The organism is Gemmobacter serpentinus (assembly GCF_008973825.1).
GTDB classification, from domain to species: Bacteria; Pseudomonadota; Alphaproteobacteria; order Rhodobacterales; family Rhodobacteraceae; genus Gemmobacter; species Gemmobacter serpentinus.
Map to the genome: position 1 here is coordinate 144,188 of NZ_WCHR01000020.1, position 22,036 is coordinate 166,223.

The window sequence follows — 22,036 nt, forward strand, 5'->3', positions numbered from 1 at the left end:
CGCCCAAAACGGGCATGGCGGGTCAATGCGCCAAAGCCCTGAGCATCGACGCTTGTCCCGAAAATGGAAATGGCACCGGAATGGTTCCGGTGCCATTTTTCGATGTTCGAACGATCAGGCCTGTTTAGGCTTGTCCGGGCGCGATTCCGGGGCGCGATCGGGCCAGAAGCGGATGCCCGGCCGCGCCGGACCACCGGCAAGGGCCGCAACCGTGCCATCGGCACGCCAGCAGGCGGCACCCTCCATCGCGCCCGCATGGCCAAAGGCAATGGCGTTCATGCCGCCGCCGATATGGGGCATCACCCGCACATCATGGCCCATCGCCTGCAGCGCGGCCAATTGGCCTGCATGGCCTTGCTCAATCTCGATCTCTGCGCCCTGGGTCCAAAGGCGCGGGGCTTCGACCGCCGCCTGCAGGGGCATCCGGTGATCGATCAGATTGACAATGGCCTGCAGCGCCGAGGGGAAGATGCGCAGCCCCCCGGGCAGCCCAAGTGCCCAGACCGGCTGATCGTCGCGCAGCACGATCATCGGTGCCATCGATGTCGGCACCCGCTTGCCCGGCTGCACCGAAAGGGCCTTGCCGGGATGCGGATCAAAGTTCGACATGTAGTTGTTTGGGATGATCCCGGTGCCCGGAACGATGTAGCGCGCGCCGAACAAGCCGTTGATCGTATGGGTTGCGGTGACGATATTGCCGTCCCGATCTGCAATGGTGACATGGGTTGTATCACGGCTTTCGCGTCCGGCGGCGGGGGCGATGCGCAGCCCCGCCTGCGGCCGGATCTGGGCACGGCACGCTTCGGCATGGGCTTGAGACATCAACCGCTCCACCGGCACATCGATAAAGGCCGGATCCCCGGAATGGGCGCGGCGGTCGGCAAAGGCGATGCGGATCACCTCGGCCAGCAGATGCAGGCTTTCGGGCGTGCCGAAGCCCATGGCCGCAACATCGAACCCCGCCAGCATGTTCAACATCTGCGGGATATGCACCCCCGACGAGGCAGGTGGCGGCGGCCCGACGATCTGATAGCCGCGATACTGCCCGACCAGCGGTGCCCGCTCCAGTGCCGCATAGCTGCGCAGATCCTCCAGCGTCAGCCAGCCCGAACCCGCTCCTTTCGCCATGCTGGCGACCAGCGCCGCCCCAAGCGCGCCCCCATGAAGCGCCGCCGCCCCCTCGGTCTGGATCAGGCGCAGGCTTTCGGCGTAATCGCCCATGACCAGCCGTGCCCCTGCCGCGATTGCCGTTCCACCCGGCAGAAACAGCGCAGAAGCTGCGCGATCCTGCCCCAGATCGGCAGCATTTTCGGCAATCGCACCGGCCAGATAGGGCGTGACCTGAAAGCCGCGCGCGGCGTAGCGGATCGCGGGTTCAACCACATCGGCCCAAGGCAATATCCCAAAACGCCTGTGCATCTGCGCCCAGCCAGCAAGGTTGCCCGGCACCGCAACCGCCGAAGGGCCGACCAGATTGCGCCGATCCAGCGCATCCATGTAAGCAGGTCCTTCATCCGCGACGGGGGTGTAGATCTCGGGATGCATCCCGGCCGCAGCCTGCGCCAAGCCGTCAAAGACGATCGAGCGGCCATCCGCCATTCGTATATGCGACAGCCCCCCGCCCGCGATGCCGACCATCATCGGCTCCACCACCGTCAGCGCCAGCAGGGCGGCCACCGCCGCATCTATGGCATTGCCACCCGCCGCCAGCATCTCGGCACCGGCGGCTGTCCCCAGCGGGTGGTTGGTCACGACCATGCCCCCTGCACCATGGGCTGAGGTCTTTTCACAGGTGAAGGGCAGGGTCGTCACGGCTTGGGCTCCGGTTGCGGGACATTGCAATTCTTCAGCGCGCAGGATCGGCGCACCGCCGTAAAGGAATCAGCAGCCGGGGATCAACCCGCGGCCAGCTTGGCCAGGACCTTGGCACTCGCCCCCGAAAGATCCCCGAGTTTGACACCATCGGTGCGCAGGCTGGCCTCACGCACTTTACCCCGGGTCTGGGTCGCGATGGCCTTTTCGGCCTCGGCGCGCACGTCTTCGGGTGGCAGTACGAGCACGCCGCTTTCATCGGCCAGCACCGCCCAACCCGGCATCACCGCCGTATTGCCGACGCTGACCGGAACGTTGATCGCGCCGCCCAGATCATAGATCCGGGTCGTGATCGGCGACATGCCAAGGCACCACATCGGAAAGTCCGAGGTCACGATTTCCTCAAGATCCGTGCAGGGCCCGTCCACCACGGCCCCCGCAGCCCCCGCGGCCTTGGCAGCCACGGTCACTCCGCCGCCCCAGCAGGCGTGCCGATCATCATGCAGCCGATCAACGATGATGAAATCGCCCGGACGGATCATGCCCATCAGGTGGTGCAGCAGCGTCGAATCCGGCCCCGGAATCGCAATGGTGACGGCGGTGCCGACCACCCGGCGACGCGGGATCAGCGGCTGGATGGAACGGTGCAGGAAGCCGAAATGACGCCAATGACCCAGCGTCGCCGTTTCGACTTGGGCCAGCAGGTCCAACGTGTCTTGCGGGATCTGCGGCGGCATCGGATTGATCGTATAATTCATGACGTCCTCCTTGGTCGCGTCTCAATAGCCGCGCGCGACATCGGCCAGATCGGGCACGCTGCCGGTCTGATCAAACAGGCGCAGGTTGCGCGCGATGATCTTGCTGCCGGTCGGGGCGTCGATCATCGAGGCAACATGCGGCGTGATGGTGATCTTCGGATGGCTCCAGAACGGGTGATCCACCGGCAGCGGCTCGATATGGAACACATCCAGTGTGGCGTGCGAGACCTGGCCAGATTCCAGCGCCGCCAGCAGATCGCTATCCACCAGATGCGGCCCGCGTGCTGCATTGATGATGCTGGCACCGCGCTGCAATTGATTGAAGACATTGGCATCCAGAATGCCGCGCGTGCTGTCGGTCAGCGGCAGCAGACAGACCAGGACCTCGGTCCCGGCCAGAAAATCCGGCAGGCCCGCCATGCCCGCATAGGTGGTGATCCCCCCGATCTCCTTGGGGGAGCGCGACCACCCGACCGTCTGGAACCCGATCTGCGCCAGAAGCTGGGCCGAGGCAGCCCCGAGATTGCCAAGCCCCATCACGCCAACCCGCCGCTCGGGCGCGGGCGGAACAACGATTGCATCCCATTTCGAGGCGGCCTGATTGGCCTGCATCTGGGGCAGGTTACGGTGCATTCGCAGCGTGTGCAGCGCGACATATTCCTTCATCAGCTGGGTCAGGTCGGTGCCGACGGTGCGGATCACCGGCACATGGCGCGGCACTTCGGTATCGAGCAACACATGATCGATCCCCGCGCCAATCGATACGATTGCCTTCAGGTTCGGGAACCGCGCCAGATCGCCTACGCGCGGACGCCAGACCACCGCATAAGTGACCGATGCGGGATCCTCGATCTGGTCAAAGGCACGGATGTCCCAATCCGGCATAAGGTCGCCCAGCATCTGGCACCAGTTCTGCGTGCTGCTGGCCGCGGGCAGATAAACGGCAATCGTCATGGCTCGTCCTTGTCGCTCATCCCCTTGGCACCATCATGCGCCGCAGGGGTCCGCAAGCATATCAAGCCTGCGGTCATGGCAGGTCAAAGCAAAAAATCTGGTCCCAGCCATAGAAAAAATTTATGAAGAGCACCGAGCGGTGTTAACGGGGCGGCTGGCGTGAATCTCAAACAACTGGAAGCGTTCTACTGGCTAACAAAACTAGAGAACTTTCAGAAGGTTGCGGATCATGTCGGCCTGACGCAGCCGGCCATTTCGGCGCGCATCTCGGGGCTTGAGGACAGCATTGGCGCGCCACTTCTCGATCGGCAAGCCAGCAATTTCACGCTGACCGATCAAGGACAGGTGGTGGCGGAATTCGCCGAAAACTTCCTCAATCTCGCCGAGCAGCTGGCCACCCGGATGAAGGACAGCCAGAAGCGTCGCCTGACCATCGGGCTGGTCGGGATGGTCACGCTAAGCTGGGGGGTCACGCTGCGCCGCAAGCTCGCGGCCGAACGCCCGGACGAGCTGGTCGATTTCATCTCCGGCGGCAATGCCGATCTCAATCCGCTGATCCGCTCGGGGGCCATAGATCTTGCCTTTGTCACCGGCGAAGCCGGTCTGCCACAGGTCGGCGGCAGCTTTTCGGTGCAGTATCATGTGGGCTGGGTGGCGCGCCCCGATGTGGTCGGCACACTGACCCGCCCGCTGACCCCCGGCGAATTGCGCGAATTGCCGCTGGTGCTTTATCCGCGCAGCTCGCCGCTATATGCGCCGGTCGCCGAGATGATCGGAGAGACCCGCCGCCGCCCCAAGGCGCGCCATATGGCGAATTCTCTGGGCATGATCAGCGATATGGTGCGCGCCGGATATGGCGTTGCCGCGATGCCCCTTGCGGCGGTCGAACGCGAATTGGCCAATGGCCTGCTGGTCGAGGTGCCGGCAACCGTGCAACTGGCCCCGATGGATGTGCGCTGTGTCCATCTCAACAAGGCGCGCCGGGCGCAGGCCGAAGCGGCGCTTGCCCTTGCGCGTCTCGCAGCCGAGGAATGGTGCCGCGCCCATCCGCGCTACATGCGCTTTTCAGAAGGCTGACCGGCCAATACCTGCAGGGCATGGGATCGGCTGCCGCAAGCGCGGGGCAGCGTGGGACAGAACCCGTCAATTTCCTCGGCAGTCGCCCCCGAGCGAAAGCAGATCTGCCATCCACGCCGATATCAGATGCCCGGCGATGCCCGTTGGATGCCCTCCCTGCCCCGGCAGCACCGGCATGAAGGTGTCAGACGCGGGCCGATGCGAGGGTGCCCAGGTCTGCCGCCATCAGCCCGGCGATACGATAGCTGTCGCCAGCACCGCTGTCGAACAACCCGGTCATGATATTGTTGCGCTCGGATGCGGGCTTGTTCTGGTTCAGCCGCCGTGCGCCTTCCAGACGCTCCACCGTCAGGCGAAAGCCACGGATATGCGGCAACAGACGGGTGACCCGCGCCATGTCAGCCTCGGCCAGCGACCAGGGGTTGCCCTGACGCTCCATCACCGCGGCGGTGCGCGCCAGCACCGCCAGCTTGCCCGCCTCATCATCGATCGGCGTCAGTCTGCCCCTGAGCTGACAGGCGATATAATTCCAGGTTGGCAACTCTGCCGATTCCAGAAACATGCGGGGCGATACATAGCATTGCGGTCCCATGAAAAGCGCCAGACCCGGCATCCCATCCTGCAATGTTGCCGCCTGCGGGTTCCGGTTTGCCATATGCCCCAGCAGGCACATTTCATTCGGGCCGTCGCTTTCAAACAGAAACGGCGTTGCCGTTGCCGCCAGCCCTGCAGAATCGCAGGTCACCAACTGGCCAAACGGCTCTGCGATGATCTGCGCACGGATCTGCGCCTCTGTCGCACCGAAATGCGGCGGCACATGCATCGCGATCAGGGGATCACGGGTTTCCATTGCATCCTCTTGAATATTTGCATTATAGTCTTTCATAATTCAATTGAGGCCAATCATGCAACTGGATCCCGATATCGGAAGAATGCTGGAGCGGGCGCGAACCGCGACCGGGAAAGGCGTGGGTGGGGCGGGCCTGCGTCCGGTGGCAATCTATTTCCACGGCGGCGGGTTTGTGCTGGGCGATGCCGATGCCTATGACAACCAATCCCGGCAACTGGCGCAGCAATCGGGTGTCGACATCCTGTTCGTCGACTATCGCCGCGCCCCCGAGGCCAGGTTTCCCTGTGCCGTGGCTGACGCCCAGGCCGCGCTAGGCTGGTTGCGCGAAAACGCCGGGGCGCTCGGGCTGGATAAGGGCCGGATCGCCCTTTGTGGCGACAGTGCCGGCGCCAATCTGGCAATCAGCGCCGCGCTGGCCGCTGGCCGTGCTGGCCAGCCGGTTGCGGCCACCGTTCTGCTCTATCCGGTGACGGATTTCCGCCCCTTTACCCCCGAGGGCGGGCCGGACTACCCCTCGGTTGCGGCCTATGGCGACGGCTTCTTTCTCGACACCACGCTGATGCGACATTTCGGCCAGCTTTATCTGCGCACCCCGCAGGACGCGCTTGATCCGCTGGCATCGCCGTTGCTGGCCCCGGATCTTGGACTGATGCCGCCACATGTGGTCATCACCGCCGGTCACGATCCGTTGCGCGATCAGGGCCACGCCTTCCATCTTGCCGCAAAGGCCGCAGGGGCCGCATCGGATTATATCTGCCAGACGGGCATGATCCACAACTTCATGGGACAGGGCGGGGTGTCGCCGGGGGCGGCCGCAGCCTTTGGCGAAGTGGCCACGGAACTTGGGCGCCGGCTGGGAGCCCGCTAGGATTTTTCGCCCCGGAGGGGGCTGCAAGGAGCGAAGAAATGCGCAATGTCGCCGGACATGGCAAGAACCTGACCTATTACGATTTCGGCCATACCACGGTCTATGCCGCGCGCATGGACCAGCGATTCAGCTACTGCGCCTATGTCCCCTCAGATTACGATGAAGAAGGTGACAAGACCTATCCGCTGGCCGTGATCGTGCATGGCACAGAGCGCGGGATGCAGAATTACCGCGACGCCTTTGCCGATTTTGCCGAGGCGCATGGCGTGATCGTGCTGGCCCCGCTGTTCCCGGTCAATATCTGCTATCCGGGCGATCTGTCATCCTACAAGACGATGCGCCAGGACGGCATCGACTATGACCTCATCATGATCGACATGATCGAGGAAATGCGCGAGAAATACCGCATCCCCGATCCGCGCGTCATGATGTATGGCTTTTCCGGCGGCGGGCATTTCACCCACCGTTTCTTCTATCTGCACCCTGAGCGGCTGCGCGCCGCCTCTATCGGGGCACCGGGCATCGTGACCTTGCTCGATTTCAACCATGACTGGTGGGTGGGGTTGCGCGATTTCGGCAAACACTTTGGCAAAGAGATCGATCTGGAGGCGATGCGACGCGTCCCGGTCCAGATGCTGGTGGGCGGAGACGACCTTGAAACCTGGGAAATCAGCATCGCCAAGGGTGATAGCTGGTGGATGGAAGGGGCCGATCTGCAAGGGGCAAACCGCAACGACCGGATGCGCAGCCTCAAGGCCAGCTATGAGGCACAGGGTATCTCGGTGCGGCATGACATCGTGCCGGGGGTTGCGCATGATGACCGCACTATGCTGCATAAGGTGAAGGACTTCTTTGCCCATGCCTTGATGCAGGAGTAAACCGCGCAATGTCAGCCCCCGCCAGCCCGCTTGAGGCACCTGCACAAGATGCCGAAACAGCGGGGCTGAGCGCGCTGCAGATCGAGGTGGCGCACAAGCTGATCGGCCTGATCCGCGCCGGCCGCTGGAGTGTGGGTGAGCGGATTTCCGATGCGGGCCTCGCGCGGGAATTCGCCATCTCGCGCACACCCGTGCGACAGGTGCTGCAATATCTCGTGGCGCGCGGTTTTCTTGCGCAGCACGCGCGCGGATTTACCCTCGCCCGTGCCATCGAGGATTTCGATGTCGCCGAAGACCTGTTCCCCCCGTCGGGCGGCGAGCAGCTTTATCGTCAGGTATTGCAGGCCCGCGCAAGTGGCCGCATCGGGGCCGAGACCACCGAGGCCGAATTGCTCGAATTGCTGGACGCGCCCCGCAGCGCGATCCGCCGCACGCTGACACGGCTCTCCTCCGAGGGGCTGGCCGAGCGGCGCGAGGGGCACGGCTGGCGCTTCACCGAATGTCTCGACAACACGCAATCGGTGAACGAAAGCTACGCCTTCCGCGCGATCATCGAATGCGGGGCGATTCAGGAAGATACGTTTCGGCCTGATCCCGCCGAACTTGCCGCGCTCGAGGCCGAACAGCGCATCTTGCTGGGCGTGGCGCTGGAAGATCTGCAAGGCAGCGCGTGGTTCGAGGCCAATGCCCGCTTTCACGAAACGCTGGTCAGTTGGTCGCAAAACCGCTTTCTGGTGCGGGCGATCCAGTTGCAAAACAATCTGCGGCGCATGACCGAATATACGGAATTCACCGCGCTGACCGAAACAGGATTGCGCCGCGCGGCGCGCGACCATCTGGCGATCCTGCAGGCGGTTCGGCTGGGGGATCGCAAGCTGGCGGCGGCCCTGCTGGTGCGCCACCTCAGCCGGGTCAAGACCGAACCCGATCTGCTGGACTGAGCCCATGACGCCAGAGCCGATGCCCGGGCCGATGCCTAGGCCTATGAACGGGCGGCAATTCTGTCGCGACCTGACGCTGGCGCGCAAGGAGCCGCTGATCGGCATGGGCCAGGCGGCGGCGCGCTATATCTTGCTGCGCTGGCCGCGCGGTGCGTGGCGCGTGCCACGCGCGCAATCGCGCGATATGCCACCCGCGCTTTCAGACGCGATCCGCACCGCCACGGCGCATGGTGCCCATGTCGCATTGGTCGAGGGGGACGATATCGCCTTGTCGGCCGGCGGCCGCATCCGCAGCGCGTGCAGCGCGCAAGAGGCAGCCCGATTGCTGCCCGGGCTTGCCCTTGGCGCTGAACTGGACGGTCAACCCGACCCGCGCCAGATCATCTTGTGCTGCACAGATGGCCGGCAGGATCCCTGCTGCGCGCGGTATGGCCATGCCACGTTTCGCGCGCTCCGCGCCGCCGCAGACCCCACCCGTTTTCGCATCCTGCAATCAACCCATCTGGGCGGTTGTCGCTTTGCCGCCTCGCTGGTGCATCTGCCATCTCGCCATCGCTATGGCCATCTGACCCCCGAACAGGTGCCGGAATTTCTGGCGGCCCTGGGGGCAGACCAGCCCTATCTGCCAGCCTGGCGCGGCAATCCAGAACTGTCCGCGCCCGCGCAGGTGGCCGAACATGCCGCGCTGACCTGGGCCGCGCGGCAAGGCCAGATAGCCAGCCAGGTTGCCTTTGAACAGGCCCCGGCCCCGCCGGACGGGGCCACCCGCACAGAGGCGATTGTCACCATTGCCGGCACCCGGCTGCAGATCATGCTGGAACTGGTCGATCTTGCAGTCAACACGCGCTGTATCACCCTGCGTGATCCGCAGCCCGCCCGCGTGCGGCGCTGGCGCGCGGCCGCGCTGGCACAGCTTTGATCCGTAGGCTGGTATCGCGGCAGGCGGTCACGCAGGAGAGTACACCGGGTGCCTGCCCTGTGCGCCATCCGGCGGCCTGATTGCCCTAACGGGGTATCAGGCCCCAGGGTTGGCTTCCGATCTTTATCCCCAGATCAGGGGAGCAGGTATCGGCCATCGCCAGCACCCGCCTTGCAGAGCGGCGGCAATGGACCCGCCCCCTGATGGCCAAACCGGGTCAGGTCACCCCGCTGCGGCATCAGGACAGCGCATCGCGAACAAAGTGTCGATATCCCCCGTACTCTGCCAAAAGCCCGGCATAGCGGGCAAGGTTCGCAAAGCCGGTGCCCGCTTCTTGTAGCAGGAAAAAGCGATACACCGCGGGGGCCGCGGTGATGTCGGCCAGCGACAGCCGATCCCCCGCGATGAAGCTGTGCCCGGCCAGCCAGCGATCCAGCGCAGCAAAGGCCGCGATCACCGCCGGAAGGTCGGTATCCTCGGTCTTGCCGGCGGCACGCGCCTTGCGCAGCCGCGTCAGCGGCGGCGTCAACGACAGCGAGGCCCAGTCCATCCAGCCATCGACCCGGCTGCGCAGCCCTGGCTCGGCAGGCCAGAGCGGGGTCGGAAAGCGCGATGCAAGATGGCGCAACACGGCGTTGGATTCCCAGACCACCATTTCCCCATCCTGCACCACCGGCACCTTGCCGAAGGGGTTCAGTGCCAGAAACTCCGGCGTATTGGTGGCGGCAAAGCCACGCCCCGTCGGCACCAGACGGTAGTCCTGACCAAGTTCCTGAAGCAGCCAGAATACCTTGGCACTGTTCGACGAATTGGTGCGCCCGTAGACCGTCAACATCGTTTACGCCCCCTTGCCGGACAGCCGCGCCAATAGCGGGCCAAGCGGGCTATCAGCTTGCAGCGCAAGGAAATCCGCATAGACCCCCGCCGCAGCCGCGCCCAGTTGCGCACCGGCGCAATCGGTGAACTTGGCGCCCAGTTCGGCATCCGACATCGGGTTCAACGGCCCACGCCCGAAATTGGTCGAGGCGCTGGCACTGAATTCGCGCCCGTCTTTCATCACCACCCGAACCTCGCCCAGATAGGCATTCGCCTCGTGATGGCCAGAGGCGGTGACATGCGGCAAGAGCGCAGCCAGATCGACCGTCATGAACCGCGCATCGTCGAAATCGGCCAGCCGGATCTGCCCGGTGGTCAAGGCTTTGGCGGTCAGGAACTGCACGCTGAATTTGGCATCCAGACCCGAGCGCGGCGCAGGCCGGTTGGTATGCGCCAGACGACGGTCATGGGTGCGGGTCTCGATCCGGGCGATCTGATCGGCGGGGAGCAGACCCTCGCGCGCGACGATCCGCAGCGCCGCGTCAATGGCCGAATGCGCGCTGCCGCAGCAGGGGTGCTGCTTGATCGCGATGCCGGGGGTCAGCACCTCCAAGGGGCCGTCCCAGCCCGACAGGATCGCATCGGCATCATAGGTGCCCGCCCCGTTGAACAGGTTGAAAAAGCCGTAATTATGTTCGAACGCATCGGGGTTGGCCGTCATGCCGCGCTGCGAGACCATCGCGGCCATGATGCCATTATGCGCGGCCTGCCCGACATGCAGCGGCTTGACCGGAGTGCCGAAATTCGATTTCAGCCCCGAGCCCATCGACACCGCCACCGCCAATGCCGTGGTCATCTGATCCTCGGTCAGATCCAGCATCCGCCCTGCCGCTGCGGTGGCACCAAACACGCCCAAAGTTGCGGTAGGATGCCAGCCCTTCTCATAGTGATGCGGCAGGAGCCCGCGTGCCAGCCGGGTTTCCACCTCGACGCCGGTGATCCAGGCCTCCAGCGCCTTGCCTGCGGTGGCCCCATAGGCTTCGGCCAGCCCCAGAACCACCGGCACCACCGGCGCAGACGGATGGCCGCCCATCGTGGTCGAGCAGTCGTCGAAATCCAGCGCATGGGCCGCCGTGCCATTCACCAGAGCCGCATGAAGCACCGAGGCCCGGCTTCCGCCACGCCCCCAAAGGGTCACCTGTCCGGGGGCCGCGCCAATCTCAAGCGTGGCCTCCAATGCGTCTAGATAGGGTGCATCGGCACCCGCCAGCGCCACCCCGACGGTATCGGCGAATGCGCGGCGACCGATATGCACCGCCTCGGCGGGAACCGTGTCAAGGTTGATCGCCAGAGCTCGGCGGGAAAGTTCGCGTGCAAAACTCATGTCAGGGTTTCCTTCAGCGGGTCGCGGCGGCAATGGCGGCGGTCAGATCGGCGGCATGGGGCAATTGCTCCAGCCGCATCAACAGGGCGAAGACGTCGGCTGCCCCCGCTTCGGTCAGGCAGGCGCGGGCGCAATCGGCAAACTTCGCTTCCAGCATCTCCTGTGGCAGCGGGGTTTCGGGGCCACGGCCCAGGGGTGCCGCCACAGATTGCCGCAACACCGAGCCATCTTGCAGCGTCACCACCACCTCGGCCCCATAATCATTGGCGTCGTCATCATGCGGCTCCATCTGGATCAGGCCCATGATACGAGTCACCTCGGGGTCATGCAGGGCACCATCCTCGAAATGCTCCAGCAGCACAGCCCCGTTCACCAGACCACGCGCCACCGCATAAGGCAGCGAGAATTTGGCATTCAGCGCAGAGGTCGCGGCATTGCGCACATGCGGCAGCAGGCGGCGAGGATGCATCCGCACCATCACTTCGGCCACGGCGACACTGTCGGGCAAGGCTTCGCCCTGCATCTGGATCGCAGCGTCAATCGCGCCATGCACGCTGTAGACGCAGGGATATTTCTTGATCGAAATACCCGGTGCCAGCAGATCCAGCGGCGCGGCCCAATCCTTCAGCATCCGGGCGGTGTCATAATTGCCGGCCCCGTTGAACACCTCCAGAAAACCCTGCGGATGTTCCAGCGCCACGGGCGATCCGTTCACCCCCTTTTCGGCCATCAAGGCCGCGAACAGCCCGTTGCGGGCGGCGATCCCCGCATGCATCGGTTTGGTCGCTGTGCCGAAGTTCGCCTTAATCCCCGCAGCCAGCGAAGCCGAGATCGAGATCGCATTGGCGATCTGGTCCTCGTTCAGTTTCATAAGGACTGCGGCTGCCACAGCGGCACCGAAAATCCCGAGCGTGGCGGTGGGATGCCAGCCCTTTTCGTAATGTTGAAAGTTGACACCACGGGCAAATCGCGTCGCCGCCTCGACCCCGATGATATAGGCATCCGTCAGGTCCTTGCCGCTGGCCCCCCGCGCCTCGGCCAGCGCCAGAAGGCCGGGGATGATGATGACGGTGGGATGACCGGAGAGCGATTTGGAGGTGTCGTCATAGTCCAGCGCATGGCCGGCGGTGCCGTTGACAAAAGCCGCATCCAGCATCCCCAGTCGGGTCTTGCGGCCGAGCACCAGACAGGGGCCGGCCCCATACAGATCGGGCATCAGCACCGCATCGGTCGTGTCGGTGGGTGCCCCCAGCAGGGTGCAGCCGATCATATCGGCAATGGCGTTGCGGGCCCATTTCACCGCTTCGGGATCGAAGCTTGCGGGATCAAGGGCGGCCACCCGCTTGGCGAGTTCGCGTGACAGGGACATCGGATTACCTTTCGTTTGCCGCAAGGGGAAGGCTGCGTTGTGGTCCAGGCTGCATCAGCGCCGTCAGCTGCCGGAGGGAGGGTTGATCGGCCAGGGTTGCCAGCCGGTCATACAACGCGGCTGCCACCGCAGCGGGTAGCGCCCGCCGGGTGCAATCGGTGAACTTGGCGCGAAACTGCGGCTCGGTCATCGGGTTTGCAGGGCCGCGCCCCATCGCGACGCTGGCACCGGCGGAAAGGCGGCGGCCATCGTTCAGGGTCACAGTGACCCGTCCGAAAGAGAGGTCATCGCCCTCATGCGCCGTCAGGCCGACGCGGGCCGAAAGTGTCTGGGTTGCCGCATCCGACAGCAGCGGTTGCTCAAAATCCGCAAAGCCGACAGTGCCCGAGATCAACGCGCGGGCCGTCAGATACTGGGTGGAGAACTTCGCATCCAGCCCGTCACGCGGCTGCGGGCGGTCAATGTTCTTCAGCCGCCTTGGGTGCAGCGCCACCTCGACCGCCTCAATCGTGCTGGTGCCGATCTGGGATTGCAGCTCGGCGCCGGCGTCAATGGCGCAATGGATGAAGGCACAGCAGGGATATTGCTTGATCGCGATCCCCGGCGACAACAGCGCAAAATCCTGCCCCCACCCCTCCAGCGCCGGGGCGATATCTGCCGGGACGCTGCCGTTAAAGGCAGCCATGAAGCCGAACTTGTGCTCCAATACGGCGGGATTGGCGGTGAAACCCGCCTCTGCCAGCAAGGCCGCCTGCAATCCGTTGCGATTGGCTTGCCCGGCGTGCAGCGGTTTGGTCATCGTCCCGGAATTGGCCCGCAGCCCGGCTGCGGACGAGGCCGCGATGCCGATCGCCACCGCCATACGCTCTGCCGAAAGCCCGAGCAGCCGCCCACAGGCGACCGCCGCGCCCAGCACGCCAAAGGTTACTGTCGGATGCCAACCGCGGTCGGCATGGGCGGGGTTCGACAGGCGGGCAATGCGGATCTCGGTCTCTATCCCTGCGATATAGGCGGTCAGCAGATCCGCACCGCTGACATCCAGACGGTCACCAAGCGCCAGAAGGGCGGGCACGATGGAAACGGACGGATGGCCGTCCATCTCAAGGTTGCAATCGTCGAAATCCAGCGCATGAGCGGCGACGCCATTGATCTGGGCGGCGTCCAGTTCGTGCAGCCGCCCGGCCTGACCCAGCAGGGCAGAACTCCCGGCGGCGGCAGGCAGAACCGAGGCGAGACGGCGCACCACATCTTCATTGGCACCCGCAATGCCGCAGGCGATGGTATCGGCAAGGGCATGACACGCCCAGTGGCATACCGCCGGGCTGAGGTCGTGAAAAGACAGGCCTGCGGCGCGGGCCGCAAGCTCGGACGTCAAGGACGGCACGAGGGAAACTCCTGTTAGGGAATCCGGCCCAGTCTGGGCCGGATCGGATCAGTGCTTCAGGATCTGGTCGAGGAAGGCGCGGGTCCGTTCCTCACGCGGGTTACCGAAGAACTCTTCGGGTGGCGCGCTTTCGATCTTGCGCCCATCGGCCATGAACACCACGCTATCGGCCACGGTGCGGGCAAAGCCCATTTCATGCGTCACCACGATCATGGTCATGCCGCTTTCGGCGAGTTCGATCATGGTATCGAGCACTTCCTTGATCATCTCGGGGTCAAGGGCTGAGGTCGGCTCGTCAAACAGCATGATCTCCGGCTCCATGCACAGGCTGCGCGCGATGGCCACGCGCTGCTGCTGCCCGCCCGAAAGCTGAAGCGGATACTTATGCGCCTGTTCCGGGATGCGGACCTTTCGCAGAAAATGCATGGCCAGCTCTTCCGCGGCCGATTTCTTCACCTGCTTTGTCAGCATCGGCCCCAGGGTCAGATTTTCCAGCACGGTCAGATGCGGGAAAAGGTTGAAGTTCTGAAACACCATGCCAATGTTGCGGCGGATCGTGTCGATGTTCTTGACGTTGTCGGTCATCTCCAGACCCTTGACAAAGATCTGGCCGGACTGGTGCACCTCAAGGCGGTTGATGCAGCGGATCAGCGTGGACTTGCCCGAGCCGGAAGGCCCGCAGACAACGACACGTTCCCCGTTGCGCACATCAAGGTTGACCTCGTGCAGCGCCTGAAAACTGCCGAACCATTTTGACACGTTCTCCATGCGGATGACGGGCGCTGCGGTCTGATCGGTAAAGGAGGATTGGGTCATGATATTCTCCGGTATGTGCTGTCAGATCCGGCCCGAGGCGATCCACTTCTCGACCTGGCGCGCATAGAGCGACAGCGCATAGCCGAAGAAGAGGTAAACCAGCGCGACGAACAGATAGGCTTCGATGTAGAAGCTGCGCCAAAGGGGATCCTGCATCACCGCCGTGGTTGCGGTCAGGATGTCGAAAAGGCCGATGATGATGACGAACGAGGTGTTCTTCATCGCAGCGATGATGTGATTGGTGATCGCGGGCAGACAGATCCGCAACGCTTGCGGCAGGATGATCCTGCGGGTGGTCTGCCAATAGCTGAGGCTGATCGAGGCTGCGGCCTCATACTGGCCGCGCGGAATGGCCTGAAGCCCGCCCCGGATCACCTCGGCCTGATAGCAGGCGAAGAAGATCGCGATGCCGATGGTGATGCGCAACAGCTTGTTCACCTCGACCCCGGCGGGCAGGAACAGCGGAAACACGTTGACGGCCACGAACAAGATGGTGATGAGCGGCACGCCACGCAGCGCCTCGATGAACACAACCGATACGCTGCGCGCCACCGGCAAAGGCGCACGCCGCCCCAAAGCCAGCAGCACCGCAATCGGCATCCCGATCAGCACAGTGCCGGTGAACAGCAGCATGGTCAGCGGCAGGCCGCCCCATTCCGATGTCGGCACATAGCGCAGACCGAAAACACCGCCGAACATCAGGACGCCAATGGCGGATGTCGCCACGATCCACAGCGGCACCAGCAGGCGCAGGTTCCAGAAGCGCGGGCTGAGCGAGACGACGATCGTGACAAGATAGATCACCATCATCAGCACAAGCCGCCAATGCTCGGCATAGGGATATAGCCCGAACAGCATGGGCCGGTGCTTTTCGACGATCACCGCCCAGCAGGCCCCGGTAGCAGCCCGGCAGGTATCGGGGTCAGCGGTGTAGAACACCGCGTTGATGACGCCCCAATCCAGCACGAACCAGCAGAACCGGATCAGCACGGCAGCCACGATGACCGTCAGCAGGCTTTGCCAGACCGAGCTGAAAAGGTTGCTTTTCAGCCAGACCAGAGCGGGGATCTTGGCGTCAGGGTTATAGGCGGCGGGTTTGGCGACAGGGTGTTGGGAAACCGAGGTCATGATCTTACCGTTCCTTGATCGCCACAAGGCGGTTGTAGAAGTTCATCAGAAGCGAGGTCACGATACTGATGATCAGATAGACCATCATCATCACCGCAATCGCCTCGACGGCCTGCCCGGTCTGGTTCATCACCGTGTTGCCGATGTTCACAAGATCCGGGTAGCCGATGACGACCGCGATCGAGCTGTTCTTGACCAGGCTGACATACTGGCTGGTCAGCGGCGGCACGATTACCCGCAGCGCCTGTGGCAGCACGACATAGCGCATGACAAAACGGGGGCGCAGCGCGATGGAACGGGCTGCCTCAATCTGGCCGCGCGGGGTGGCCTGAATGCCGGCGCGGACGATTTCGGCGATAAACCCCGAAGAATAAAGCGCGATCCCTGCCATCAGCGCCACGAATTCCGGGCTGATCGTGGCCCCGCCGACAAAGTTGAACCCTTGGCGTTCGGGAAAGCTGATGTCATGCGGCGCACCGAACCCCAGCCAGACCATTGCAGGCGGCCCGAAAACCAGCGCGACACAGGGCCAGAGCATGTCGATATACCGGCCGGTCGCCTCGCGGTGCCGCTTGGCCATATGGCAGGCGACGATGGCGAGAACGATCCCGGCGATCAACGCCGCAAACATCCAGACATGCGCAGGGTCGGTGGCGGGCAGCGCGAAGGTCAGCCCTCGGTTGGACAGGAACCCAAGCCCCCAAAGCTCGACCGCCTGACGCGGCGCGGGCAGGTTGCGGATCACCGCCCCCCAAAAGATCACCTGAAGGATGACGGGAATATTCCGCACGATCTCGACATAGGCGATGGCGATGCGTTGCAGCAGCCAGTTGTTCGACACCCGTGCGATGCCGATCGAAAAGCCGATCACCGTGGCGACAGCGATCCCCGCCGCAGAAACGGTCAGCGTGTTCATCAACCCGACCATCAGCGCGCGGCCATAGGTATCGCGCGAGGAATAGTTGATCAGCGTCTCGCCGATCTCGAATTGCGACACTTGATCCAGAAAGCCAAAGCCGGTGGCGATGTTCTGGCGGCTCAGGTTCTCGATGACGTTCTGGTAAAGGTAAAGGCCCAGCAGGGCCACACCGACCGCCAATGCGACCTGATAGATCAGCGTGCGAAAACTCTCGCTGTAAAGGATGTCTGTCAGGCTGCGTGCGGATCGTTTCCCGCTCCGGTCCTGGTTGGTATCAATCATCTGTCGTCCCCGAAGATGGGCCCGGTGCCGGGCAAGCATGTCCCTCACCCCCGGGCAAGCCGGGCGCGAGGGAGACGGGATAAGCGGGCCAGCGACGTTACTGCATCGGGAAGCCGTAAAGCAGTCCGCCTTCGGACCACAGCGTGTTCTGGTCGCGGTCCAACGCCACCGGCGTCTCGGGACCGAAATGACGCATGTAGATGTCTTCGTAGTTTCCGACCTGCTTGACGATATTGTAGACCCAAGCATTGTCGACGCCCAGCTTGGTGCCGTTATCGCCGATCACGCCCAGCAAGGCCTGGATGTCGGGGTCGGCCGAGGCTTTCATCTCGTCGACATTGGCCTGCGTCACGCCCAGTTCTTCGGCGTTGAAGGTCGCATAGGTGACCCATTTCACAAGATCATACCACGGATCGTCGCCCTGGCGCACGGCCATTGCCAGCGGCTCCTTGGAGTAGATGCCCGGCAGCAGCATATGGTCGGCGGGGTTTTCGGTGTCAAACGCGGCAACACCCGGCAGGGCGGCCTTGTCTTTGGTCAGCGCATCGCAGCGCCCGGTGACATAGGCATCCACCAGTTGCTTGTTGTTCTCGATCACCACCGGGGTATAGGTCATCCCCGCGGCCGCAAAAATCTGCGCGACGTTCCGCTCGGTGGTCGAGCCGGGTGCCATGCAGATCACCGCCCCGTCCAGATCCGACACCTTTGCGATACCGTCGGCCTTGCGCACGAGAAAGCCGGTGCCCGTGTAAAAGATCGGCGGCGCGAAGTTCAGACCCAAGGCCGTATCGCGGCTGAGCGTGGCCGTCACATTGCGGGCCAGCACATCCACCTCGCCCGACTGGATCGCGGGAAAACGCTGCTGCGACGAAAGCGCGACAAAGCGGACCTTGGACGCATCACCGAACACTGCCGCGGCGATGGCGCGGCAGAAGTCAACCTCGAAGCCGCTCCATTTGCCCTGGCTGTCGGGGGCCGCAAAGCCATGACGGGCCGGATGGACACCGCAAAGCAACTCGCCCCGCGCCTTGACGGCAGCCAGCGTATCGCCCGCACCGGCCTGCGCCACCGACCCGACCGCAACACCCAGCATGAGGCCTGCCACGGCGGAAAGTCCGGCAACCTTTGTCTTGATCATGTCATTCCCTCTCTGTTGCGGGGCGGCTCATGGCTTTTCGCTATGCGTGATTGATGCCCCTTGCATCACTGTATACATATGTTTTATGCAGTATGCAACAGGGAACTCCTCGCCAAAGGAAGCCAACATGAACAGTGAACATCTGCGCTATGACACGATCCTGACCCATGCAGGCCGCGCCCCCGCGCAGCATTCCGGCGCGGTCAACACTCCGGTCTATCGGGCATCGACCATCTTGTTCCCCGATCTGGCTGCGCTGGAAGCAAAGGAGGGCACAAAGCTGCGCTATGGCCGCCGGGGCACCCCCACCACCCATGCGCTGGAAGATGCGATCTGCGCACTGGAAATGGCTGACAAGGCGTTGGTCACCCCCTCGGGCGTCAATGCGATCAGTGTCGTCCTGATGGCCTTTGCCGAACCCGGCGCACATTTCCTGATGACGGACAGCGCCTATGGCCCGGCCCGCAAGTTCTGCGAGCTGATGCTCAGGAAATTCGGCGTCGAAACGACCTATTATGATCCCGCCATCGGTGCCGAGATCGAGAGCCTGATTCGGCCGGAAACCAAGCTGATCTGGATGGAATCGCCCGGCTCGCAGACCTTCGAAGTGCAGGACGTCACCGCAATCTGCACAGTCGCGCAGCGCCGTGCCATCCCAACCGCGATCGACAACACCTGGAGTGGCGGTTATTTCTGCCAACCTCTGACGCAAGGGGTTGATATTTCGGTGCAAGCGGGCACCAAATATATCTCCGGCCATTCCGATTTGATGCTTGGCAGCATTGCGTGCAGGGACGCGCAATATGACCGGCTGCGCGACACCTATCTGCGCTTTGGCGTCTGTGTCGGTGGCGATGATGCCTTCCTTGCCATGCGCGGTTTGCGGACAATGGCCGTGCGGATGGCGCACCATCACACCAGTGGCCTGAAGGTCGCCAATTGGTTGCTGCAACAGGAAGAAGTGCTGCGCGTGATGCATCCCGGGCTGCCGGGCGATCCAGGGCATGACCTGTGGAAACAGCATTTCTCCGGCGCGTCGGGCCTGTTCGGTTTTGTGATGCGTTCGGTTGACCGCGCGGCGCTTGGCCGGATGTTCGACGGGCTGACCCTGTTTGGGATGGGATCAAGCTGGGGTGGGTTTGAAAGCCTGCTGGTGCCCTCGAACCCGTCCGTCTATCGCAGCGCCACCACCTGGACGCCAGGCGGGCAAACCGTGCGTATCCATGTCGGCCTGGAAGACCCCGATGACCTCATCGCCGAATTGCGGCGCGGCTTTGACCGCCTGAGAGAATAAGCTTCCCCAAGCCAAGCATCCCATGGAAGAACCTTCCACCCTCTGGCGCCGAACAGGGAACATTTGTATACAGGATACAATTGAATGCTCCGTGTTGTTCTGGTGCGGCCAGAAGTTCCGTGAAAGGCTTAGCCATCGTTATGAAGCAAGAGACCGAGGCGACGATGATCCGGCGCAACCCGCTGGATCATCTTATGGAATTGATTGAAGCTGGTGAATTGCGTCCGGGCAGCCGCCTCACCGAGACTGAACTGGCCCAACGCCTCGGCATCAGCCGCACCCCCGTGCGTGAAGCGCTGCATCGCCTTCATGCCATGGGCCTGGCCGAACATGGTCCGCAGCGCGGGCTGATTATCGCCCATCTGAGCTACGACCAGCTGCGTCAGCTTTTTGCCGTGCGCGAAGGACTGGAGGGCATGGCGACCCGGCTTGCCGCAGAACATGCCTCAAGATCAGAGGTCAATCTGCTGCGCGATATGGTGATGGCGGACCGCGCATTGGAAGATCCGGTCAAACTGCTGGAGCGCAACAAAGTTCTGCACCGCCAGATCGCCCATGCCTCGCATAACAAGTTCATGATCGACGCGCTGAACAATCTGCGGGTGCATCTCAGCCTGCTGCCGGGCACGACCTATATGGAAGCCGGCAGGCTGGAGGCAGCGCAGCGCGAGCATGAAGAGATCGTGGCGGCGATTGCCGAAGGCGATGGCGACCGTGCGGAGCGGGCGGCCCGCAAACACATTCTGGCGGGCTTCCAGATCCGCCTGCGGATGATGGCAGAAGCCGACAAGAGCTGAGGCTCACTGACAAGGGTGCCGTTGGCACCACCTTGGAGTGGCCCCGCCCCAAAGGTACGGTTGTTGCCTGTCTGCTGTTCTCGGCCTTGGCCCGGCCAACCGTCCAATTGAGACCGCAGTCGTGGCATGACGGGACGCCGGGCGGAGCGACATGCAATTGATGCTTGCAGGCCCACCGGTCACGACGCGCCTGCAAGACAGCCCCCCTCATTCCAGACGGTTTTCCCCCATCCGGGCGAAGGCTGCCGGATCGCGCGCCCTCAGCCGGGCAGCCATCAGCCAACCCGCCAGTGCCACCAGCGGCACCAGACTGGGCAGGATCACCCCGAGGGCCGCGCCCGCCGTGCCGGTCAGGTCACCGAAGTGCAGGAAGATATAAACGAACAGCGCCGCCATGATCAGCGCCGACAGGCCGGGCAGGACAAGCGTGGTCACGGGCGATCCATCGCCACGGCCCCGGAAGAAGACAATCACCGCGACCGAGGTGACCGTCATCATCCCCAGAACGCCCAGCGTGCCGATCTGCGCAATCCAGGTGAACATGTTCAGCACCGGATCAAGCTTCAGCCCGGCAAAGATCGCCAGAACCAGCAGCGCGCCCGCTGTCTGCACCAGCGATCCGACATGCGGGCTTTGATGCACATCATGGGTGCGCCCAAAGGCGCCGGGCAGCAGCCCCTCGCGCCCGGCGACATAGGAATAGCGCGCGATGTAATTGTGAAAGGCCGAAAGGGCGGCAAACAGGCTGGTGACCAGCAACAGCCCCGCCACCATCGGCACCGGACCGCCGACATAGGTATCGGCCAGAATGAAGAACAACGCAGAAGGATCGGGCAGCCCTGCCAGCATCGGCACAAGCTCGGCCGCACCGATGCCCACGATCATCAGCCAGGTGGTGAAGACATAGAAGACCCCAATCATCAGGACCGACAGATAGGTCGCGCGCGGGATGGTGCGGGCCGGATCGCGGGCCTCTTCGGCATAGATCGTGGTCGCCTCGAACCCGATGAAAGAGCCAAGGCAGAACAGCACCGCCACCGTCAGCGAACCGGAATTGATCGCGGCAAAGTCGAAAAGATTGAAGCCAAGCCCCTGCGCACCGCCCTTGCCGATGATCGCCAGATCCACGATCAGCACGATCAAATACTCGGCGATCACCAGAATGGTCAGCACCTTGGCCGAGAGATCAACCTGACGGTAGCCCAGCAAGCCCACCAGCAGGATCGCCACCAGCGAATAGACCCACCATGGCGCGGTCAGCCCCATTTCGCCAAAGACCCCGGCCGAGATGCCACCCAGCAGGCCGATCAGCCCGAACTGCATGGCATTATAGGCCAGCACCGCCACCATCGCGACCGCGCCCCCGGCCTGACCACCAAGGCCGCGGGCGGTATAGGCGTAAAAGGCACCCGCATTCTTCACATGCCGCGCCATCGCGACATAGCCTGCCGAAAAGGCCAGCATCAGCAACGTGACCCCGATGAAGGTGGCCGGGATCCCCGTGCCATTGCCCAGCAGAAAGGCGATGGGCATGGCCCCCGCTACCCCGGTCAGGGGCGCCGCCGCCGAGATCACCATGAAGGTGACTGCCATCAGCCCCAGTGAATTCTTGCGCAGCTGGTTCGCCCCAGCCCCCGCGATATCCGTCATGT

The 22,036-nt window shown here is 63.5% G+C and carries 20 protein-coding genes; 7 read left to right on the top strand and 13 right to left on the bottom strand.

The window, feature by feature from the left end; genetic code table 11:
- Window positions 1-114 precede the first annotated feature (114 nt).
- The 3 genes from ggt to GBJ34_RS13550 form a co-directional block, all read right to left on the bottom strand.
- Window positions 115-1,812, bottom strand: coding sequence for a gamma-glutamyltransferase (gene ggt, locus GBJ34_RS13540; protein WP_226341174.1), 1,698 nt, complete (start codon window positions 1,810-1,812; stop codon window positions 115-117).
- Between the two features lie 83 nt (window positions 1,813-1,895).
- Window positions 1,896-2,570 carry an RraA family protein gene (locus tag GBJ34_RS13545; RefSeq protein WP_151719741.1) on the bottom strand — a complete coding sequence of 225 codons (675 nt, stop codon included), beginning with the start codon at window positions 2,568-2,570 and terminating at the stop codon, window positions 1,896-1,898.
- Between the two features lie 21 nt (window positions 2,571-2,591).
- On the bottom strand, window positions 2,592-3,524 hold the full coding sequence (locus GBJ34_RS13550; protein WP_151719742.1) for a 2-hydroxyacid dehydrogenase: 933 nt from the start codon (window positions 3,522-3,524) through the stop codon (window positions 2,592-2,594).
- A 159-nt stretch (window positions 3,525-3,683) separates the two neighbouring features.
- Here GBJ34_RS13550 and GBJ34_RS13555 point away from each other — a divergent pair, with 159 nt between their 5' ends.
- Window positions 3,684-4,601, top strand: a complete 918-nt coding sequence (locus tag GBJ34_RS13555) for a LysR family transcriptional regulator (protein WP_151719743.1) — start codon at window positions 3,684-3,686, stop codon at window positions 4,599-4,601.
- Between the two features lie 184 nt (window positions 4,602-4,785).
- Here the strand turns inward: GBJ34_RS13555 and GBJ34_RS13560 are convergent, their stop codons facing one another.
- Window positions 4,786-5,451 carry an FMN-binding negative transcriptional regulator gene (locus GBJ34_RS13560; RefSeq protein WP_192931218.1) on the bottom strand — a complete coding sequence of 222 codons (666 nt, stop codon included), beginning with the start codon at window positions 5,449-5,451 and terminating at the stop codon, window positions 4,786-4,788.
- Window positions 5,452-5,506: 55 nt separating this feature from the next.
- Between GBJ34_RS13560 and GBJ34_RS13565 the strand changes: the two genes are divergently transcribed.
- The 4 genes from GBJ34_RS13565 to GBJ34_RS13580 are packed head-to-tail and all read left to right on the top strand — an operon-like array spanning window position 5,507 to window position 9,057.
- A complete protein-coding gene (locus tag GBJ34_RS13565) occupies window positions 5,507-6,319 on the top strand; it encodes an alpha/beta hydrolase (protein ID WP_151719745.1) in 813 nt (270 codons plus the stop codon).
- A 38-nt stretch (window positions 6,320-6,357) separates the two neighbouring features.
- Window positions 6,358-7,197, top strand: coding sequence for an alpha/beta hydrolase (locus GBJ34_RS13570; RefSeq protein WP_151719746.1), 840 nt, complete (start codon window positions 6,358-6,360; stop codon window positions 7,195-7,197).
- Between the two features lie 8 nt (window positions 7,198-7,205).
- Window positions 7,206-8,138 (top strand): GntR family transcriptional regulator, encoded by a 933-nt coding sequence (locus GBJ34_RS13575; RefSeq protein WP_151719747.1) that lies wholly within the window; start codon window positions 7,206-7,208, stop codon window positions 8,136-8,138.
- A 4-nt stretch (window positions 8,139-8,142) separates the two neighbouring features.
- Window positions 8,143-9,057: a sucrase ferredoxin gene (locus tag GBJ34_RS13580; protein WP_226341175.1), complete on the top strand. Its 915-nt coding sequence runs from the start codon at window positions 8,143-8,145 to the stop codon at window positions 9,055-9,057.
- A gap of 238 nt (window positions 9,058-9,295) precedes the next feature.
- Here the strand turns inward: GBJ34_RS13580 and GBJ34_RS13585 are convergent, their stop codons facing one another.
- The 8 genes from GBJ34_RS13585 to GBJ34_RS13620 all read right to left on the bottom strand — a co-directional run bounded on the left by GBJ34_RS13585 (window position 9,296) and on the right by GBJ34_RS13620 (window position 18,293).
- A complete protein-coding gene (locus tag GBJ34_RS13585; protein WP_151719748.1) occupies window positions 9,296-9,892 on the bottom strand; it encodes a glutathione S-transferase family protein in 597 nt (198 codons plus the stop codon).
- A gap of 3 nt (window positions 9,893-9,895) precedes the next feature.
- Window positions 9,896-11,257, bottom strand: coding sequence for an MmgE/PrpD family protein (locus tag GBJ34_RS13590; RefSeq protein WP_151719749.1), 1,362 nt, complete (start codon window positions 11,255-11,257; stop codon window positions 9,896-9,898).
- Window positions 11,258-11,270: 13 nt separating this feature from the next.
- Complete coding sequence (locus GBJ34_RS13595) at window positions 11,271-12,626, bottom strand: MmgE/PrpD family protein (RefSeq protein ID WP_151719750.1); 1,356 nt, start codon at window positions 12,624-12,626, stop codon at window positions 11,271-11,273.
- Window positions 12,627-12,630: 4 nt separating this feature from the next.
- Window positions 12,631-14,010 (bottom strand): MmgE/PrpD family protein, encoded by a 1,380-nt coding sequence (locus GBJ34_RS13600; RefSeq protein WP_151719751.1) that lies wholly within the window; start codon window positions 14,008-14,010, stop codon window positions 12,631-12,633.
- Between the two features lie 48 nt (window positions 14,011-14,058).
- Complete coding sequence (locus GBJ34_RS13605) at window positions 14,059-14,778, bottom strand: amino acid ABC transporter ATP-binding protein (RefSeq protein ID WP_404811431.1); 720 nt, start codon at window positions 14,776-14,778, stop codon at window positions 14,059-14,061.
- A 69-nt stretch (window positions 14,779-14,847) separates the two neighbouring features.
- On the bottom strand, window positions 14,848-15,954 hold the full coding sequence (locus GBJ34_RS13610) for an amino acid ABC transporter permease (RefSeq protein ID WP_151719753.1): 1,107 nt from the start codon (window positions 15,952-15,954) through the stop codon (window positions 14,848-14,850).
- Window positions 15,955-15,958: 4 nt separating this feature from the next.
- Window positions 15,959-17,155 (bottom strand): amino acid ABC transporter permease, encoded by a 1,197-nt coding sequence (locus GBJ34_RS13615; RefSeq protein WP_151719754.1) that lies wholly within the window; start codon window positions 17,153-17,155, stop codon window positions 15,959-15,961.
- A gap of 97 nt (window positions 17,156-17,252) precedes the next feature.
- Window positions 17,253-18,293: an amino acid ABC transporter substrate-binding protein gene (locus tag GBJ34_RS13620; RefSeq protein ID WP_151719755.1), complete on the bottom strand. Its 1,041-nt coding sequence runs from the start codon at window positions 18,291-18,293 to the stop codon at window positions 17,253-17,255.
- Between the two features lie 127 nt (window positions 18,294-18,420).
- Between GBJ34_RS13620 and metC the strand changes: the two genes are divergently transcribed.
- Entirely contained in the window at window positions 18,421-19,587 is a 1,167-nt protein-coding gene (gene metC / locus GBJ34_RS13625; protein ID WP_151719756.1) for a cystathionine beta-lyase, read from the top strand.
- A gap of 140 nt (window positions 19,588-19,727) precedes the next feature.
- The gene (locus GBJ34_RS13630) at window positions 19,728-20,384 is read left to right on the top strand and encodes a GntR family transcriptional regulator (protein ID WP_151719757.1); all 657 of its coding nucleotides are present in this window, start codon (window positions 19,728-19,730) and stop codon (window positions 20,382-20,384) included.
- Window positions 20,385-20,591: 207 nt separating this feature from the next.
- Here the strand turns inward: GBJ34_RS13630 and GBJ34_RS13635 are convergent, their stop codons facing one another.
- Window positions 20,592-22,034 carry an APC family permease gene (locus GBJ34_RS13635; RefSeq protein WP_192931219.1) on the bottom strand — a complete coding sequence of 481 codons (1,443 nt, stop codon included), beginning with the start codon at window positions 22,032-22,034 and terminating at the stop codon, window positions 20,592-20,594.
- Between the last annotated feature and the right edge of the window lie 2 nt (window positions 22,035-22,036).

Excerpts from the sequence above, each read along its gene's own strand:
- GBJ34_RS13560 (WP_192931218.1), bottom strand. The coding sequence starts at position 5,451 with ATGGAAACCCGTGATCCCCTGATCGCGATGCATGTGCCGCCGCATTTC.
- metC (WP_151719756.1), top strand. The coding sequence starts at position 18,421 with ATGAACAGTGAACATCTGCGCTATGACACGATCCTGACCCATGCAGGC.
- GBJ34_RS13635 (WP_192931219.1), bottom strand. The coding sequence starts at position 22,034 with ATGACGGATATCGCGGGGGCTGGGGCGAACCAGCTGCGCAAGAATTCA.
- GBJ34_RS13565 (WP_151719745.1), top strand. The coding sequence starts at position 5,507 with ATGCAACTGGATCCCGATATCGGAAGAATGCTGGAGCGGGCGCGAACC.
- GBJ34_RS13610 (WP_151719753.1), bottom strand. The coding sequence starts at position 15,954 with ATGACCTCGGTTTCCCAACACCCTGTCGCCAAACCCGCCGCCTATAAC.
- GBJ34_RS13620 (WP_151719755.1), bottom strand. The coding sequence starts at position 18,293 with ATGATCAAGACAAAGGTTGCCGGACTTTCCGCCGTGGCAGGCCTCATG.
- GBJ34_RS13595 (WP_151719750.1), bottom strand. The coding sequence starts at position 12,626 with ATGTCCCTGTCACGCGAACTCGCCAAGCGGGTGGCCGCCCTTGATCCC.
- GBJ34_RS13590 (WP_151719749.1), bottom strand. The coding sequence starts at position 11,257 with ATGAGTTTTGCACGCGAACTTTCCCGCCGAGCTCTGGCGATCAACCTT.
- GBJ34_RS13570 (WP_151719746.1), top strand. The coding sequence starts at position 6,358 with ATGCGCAATGTCGCCGGACATGGCAAGAACCTGACCTATTACGATTTC.
- GBJ34_RS13605 (WP_404811431.1), bottom strand. The coding sequence starts at position 14,778 with ATGGAGAACGTGTCAAAATGGTTCGGCAGTTTTCAGGCGCTGCACGAG.
- GBJ34_RS13575 (WP_151719747.1), top strand. The coding sequence starts at position 7,206 with ATGTCAGCCCCCGCCAGCCCGCTTGAGGCACCTGCACAAGATGCCGAA.
- GBJ34_RS13615 (WP_151719754.1), bottom strand. The coding sequence starts at position 17,155 with ATGATTGATACCAACCAGGACCGGAGCGGGAAACGATCCGCACGCAGC.
- GBJ34_RS13580 (WP_226341175.1), top strand. The coding sequence starts at position 8,143 with ATGACGCCAGAGCCGATGCCCGGGCCGATGCCTAGGCCTATGAACGGG.
- GBJ34_RS13585 (WP_151719748.1), bottom strand. The coding sequence starts at position 9,892 with ATGTTGACGGTCTACGGGCGCACCAATTCGTCGAACAGTGCCAAGGTA.
- GBJ34_RS13630 (WP_151719757.1), top strand. The coding sequence starts at position 19,728 with ATGAAGCAAGAGACCGAGGCGACGATGATCCGGCGCAACCCGCTGGAT.
- GBJ34_RS13550 (WP_151719742.1), bottom strand. The coding sequence starts at position 3,524 with ATGACGATTGCCGTTTATCTGCCCGCGGCCAGCAGCACGCAGAACTGG.
- GBJ34_RS13545 (WP_151719741.1), bottom strand. The coding sequence starts at position 2,570 with ATGAATTATACGATCAATCCGATGCCGCCGCAGATCCCGCAAGACACG.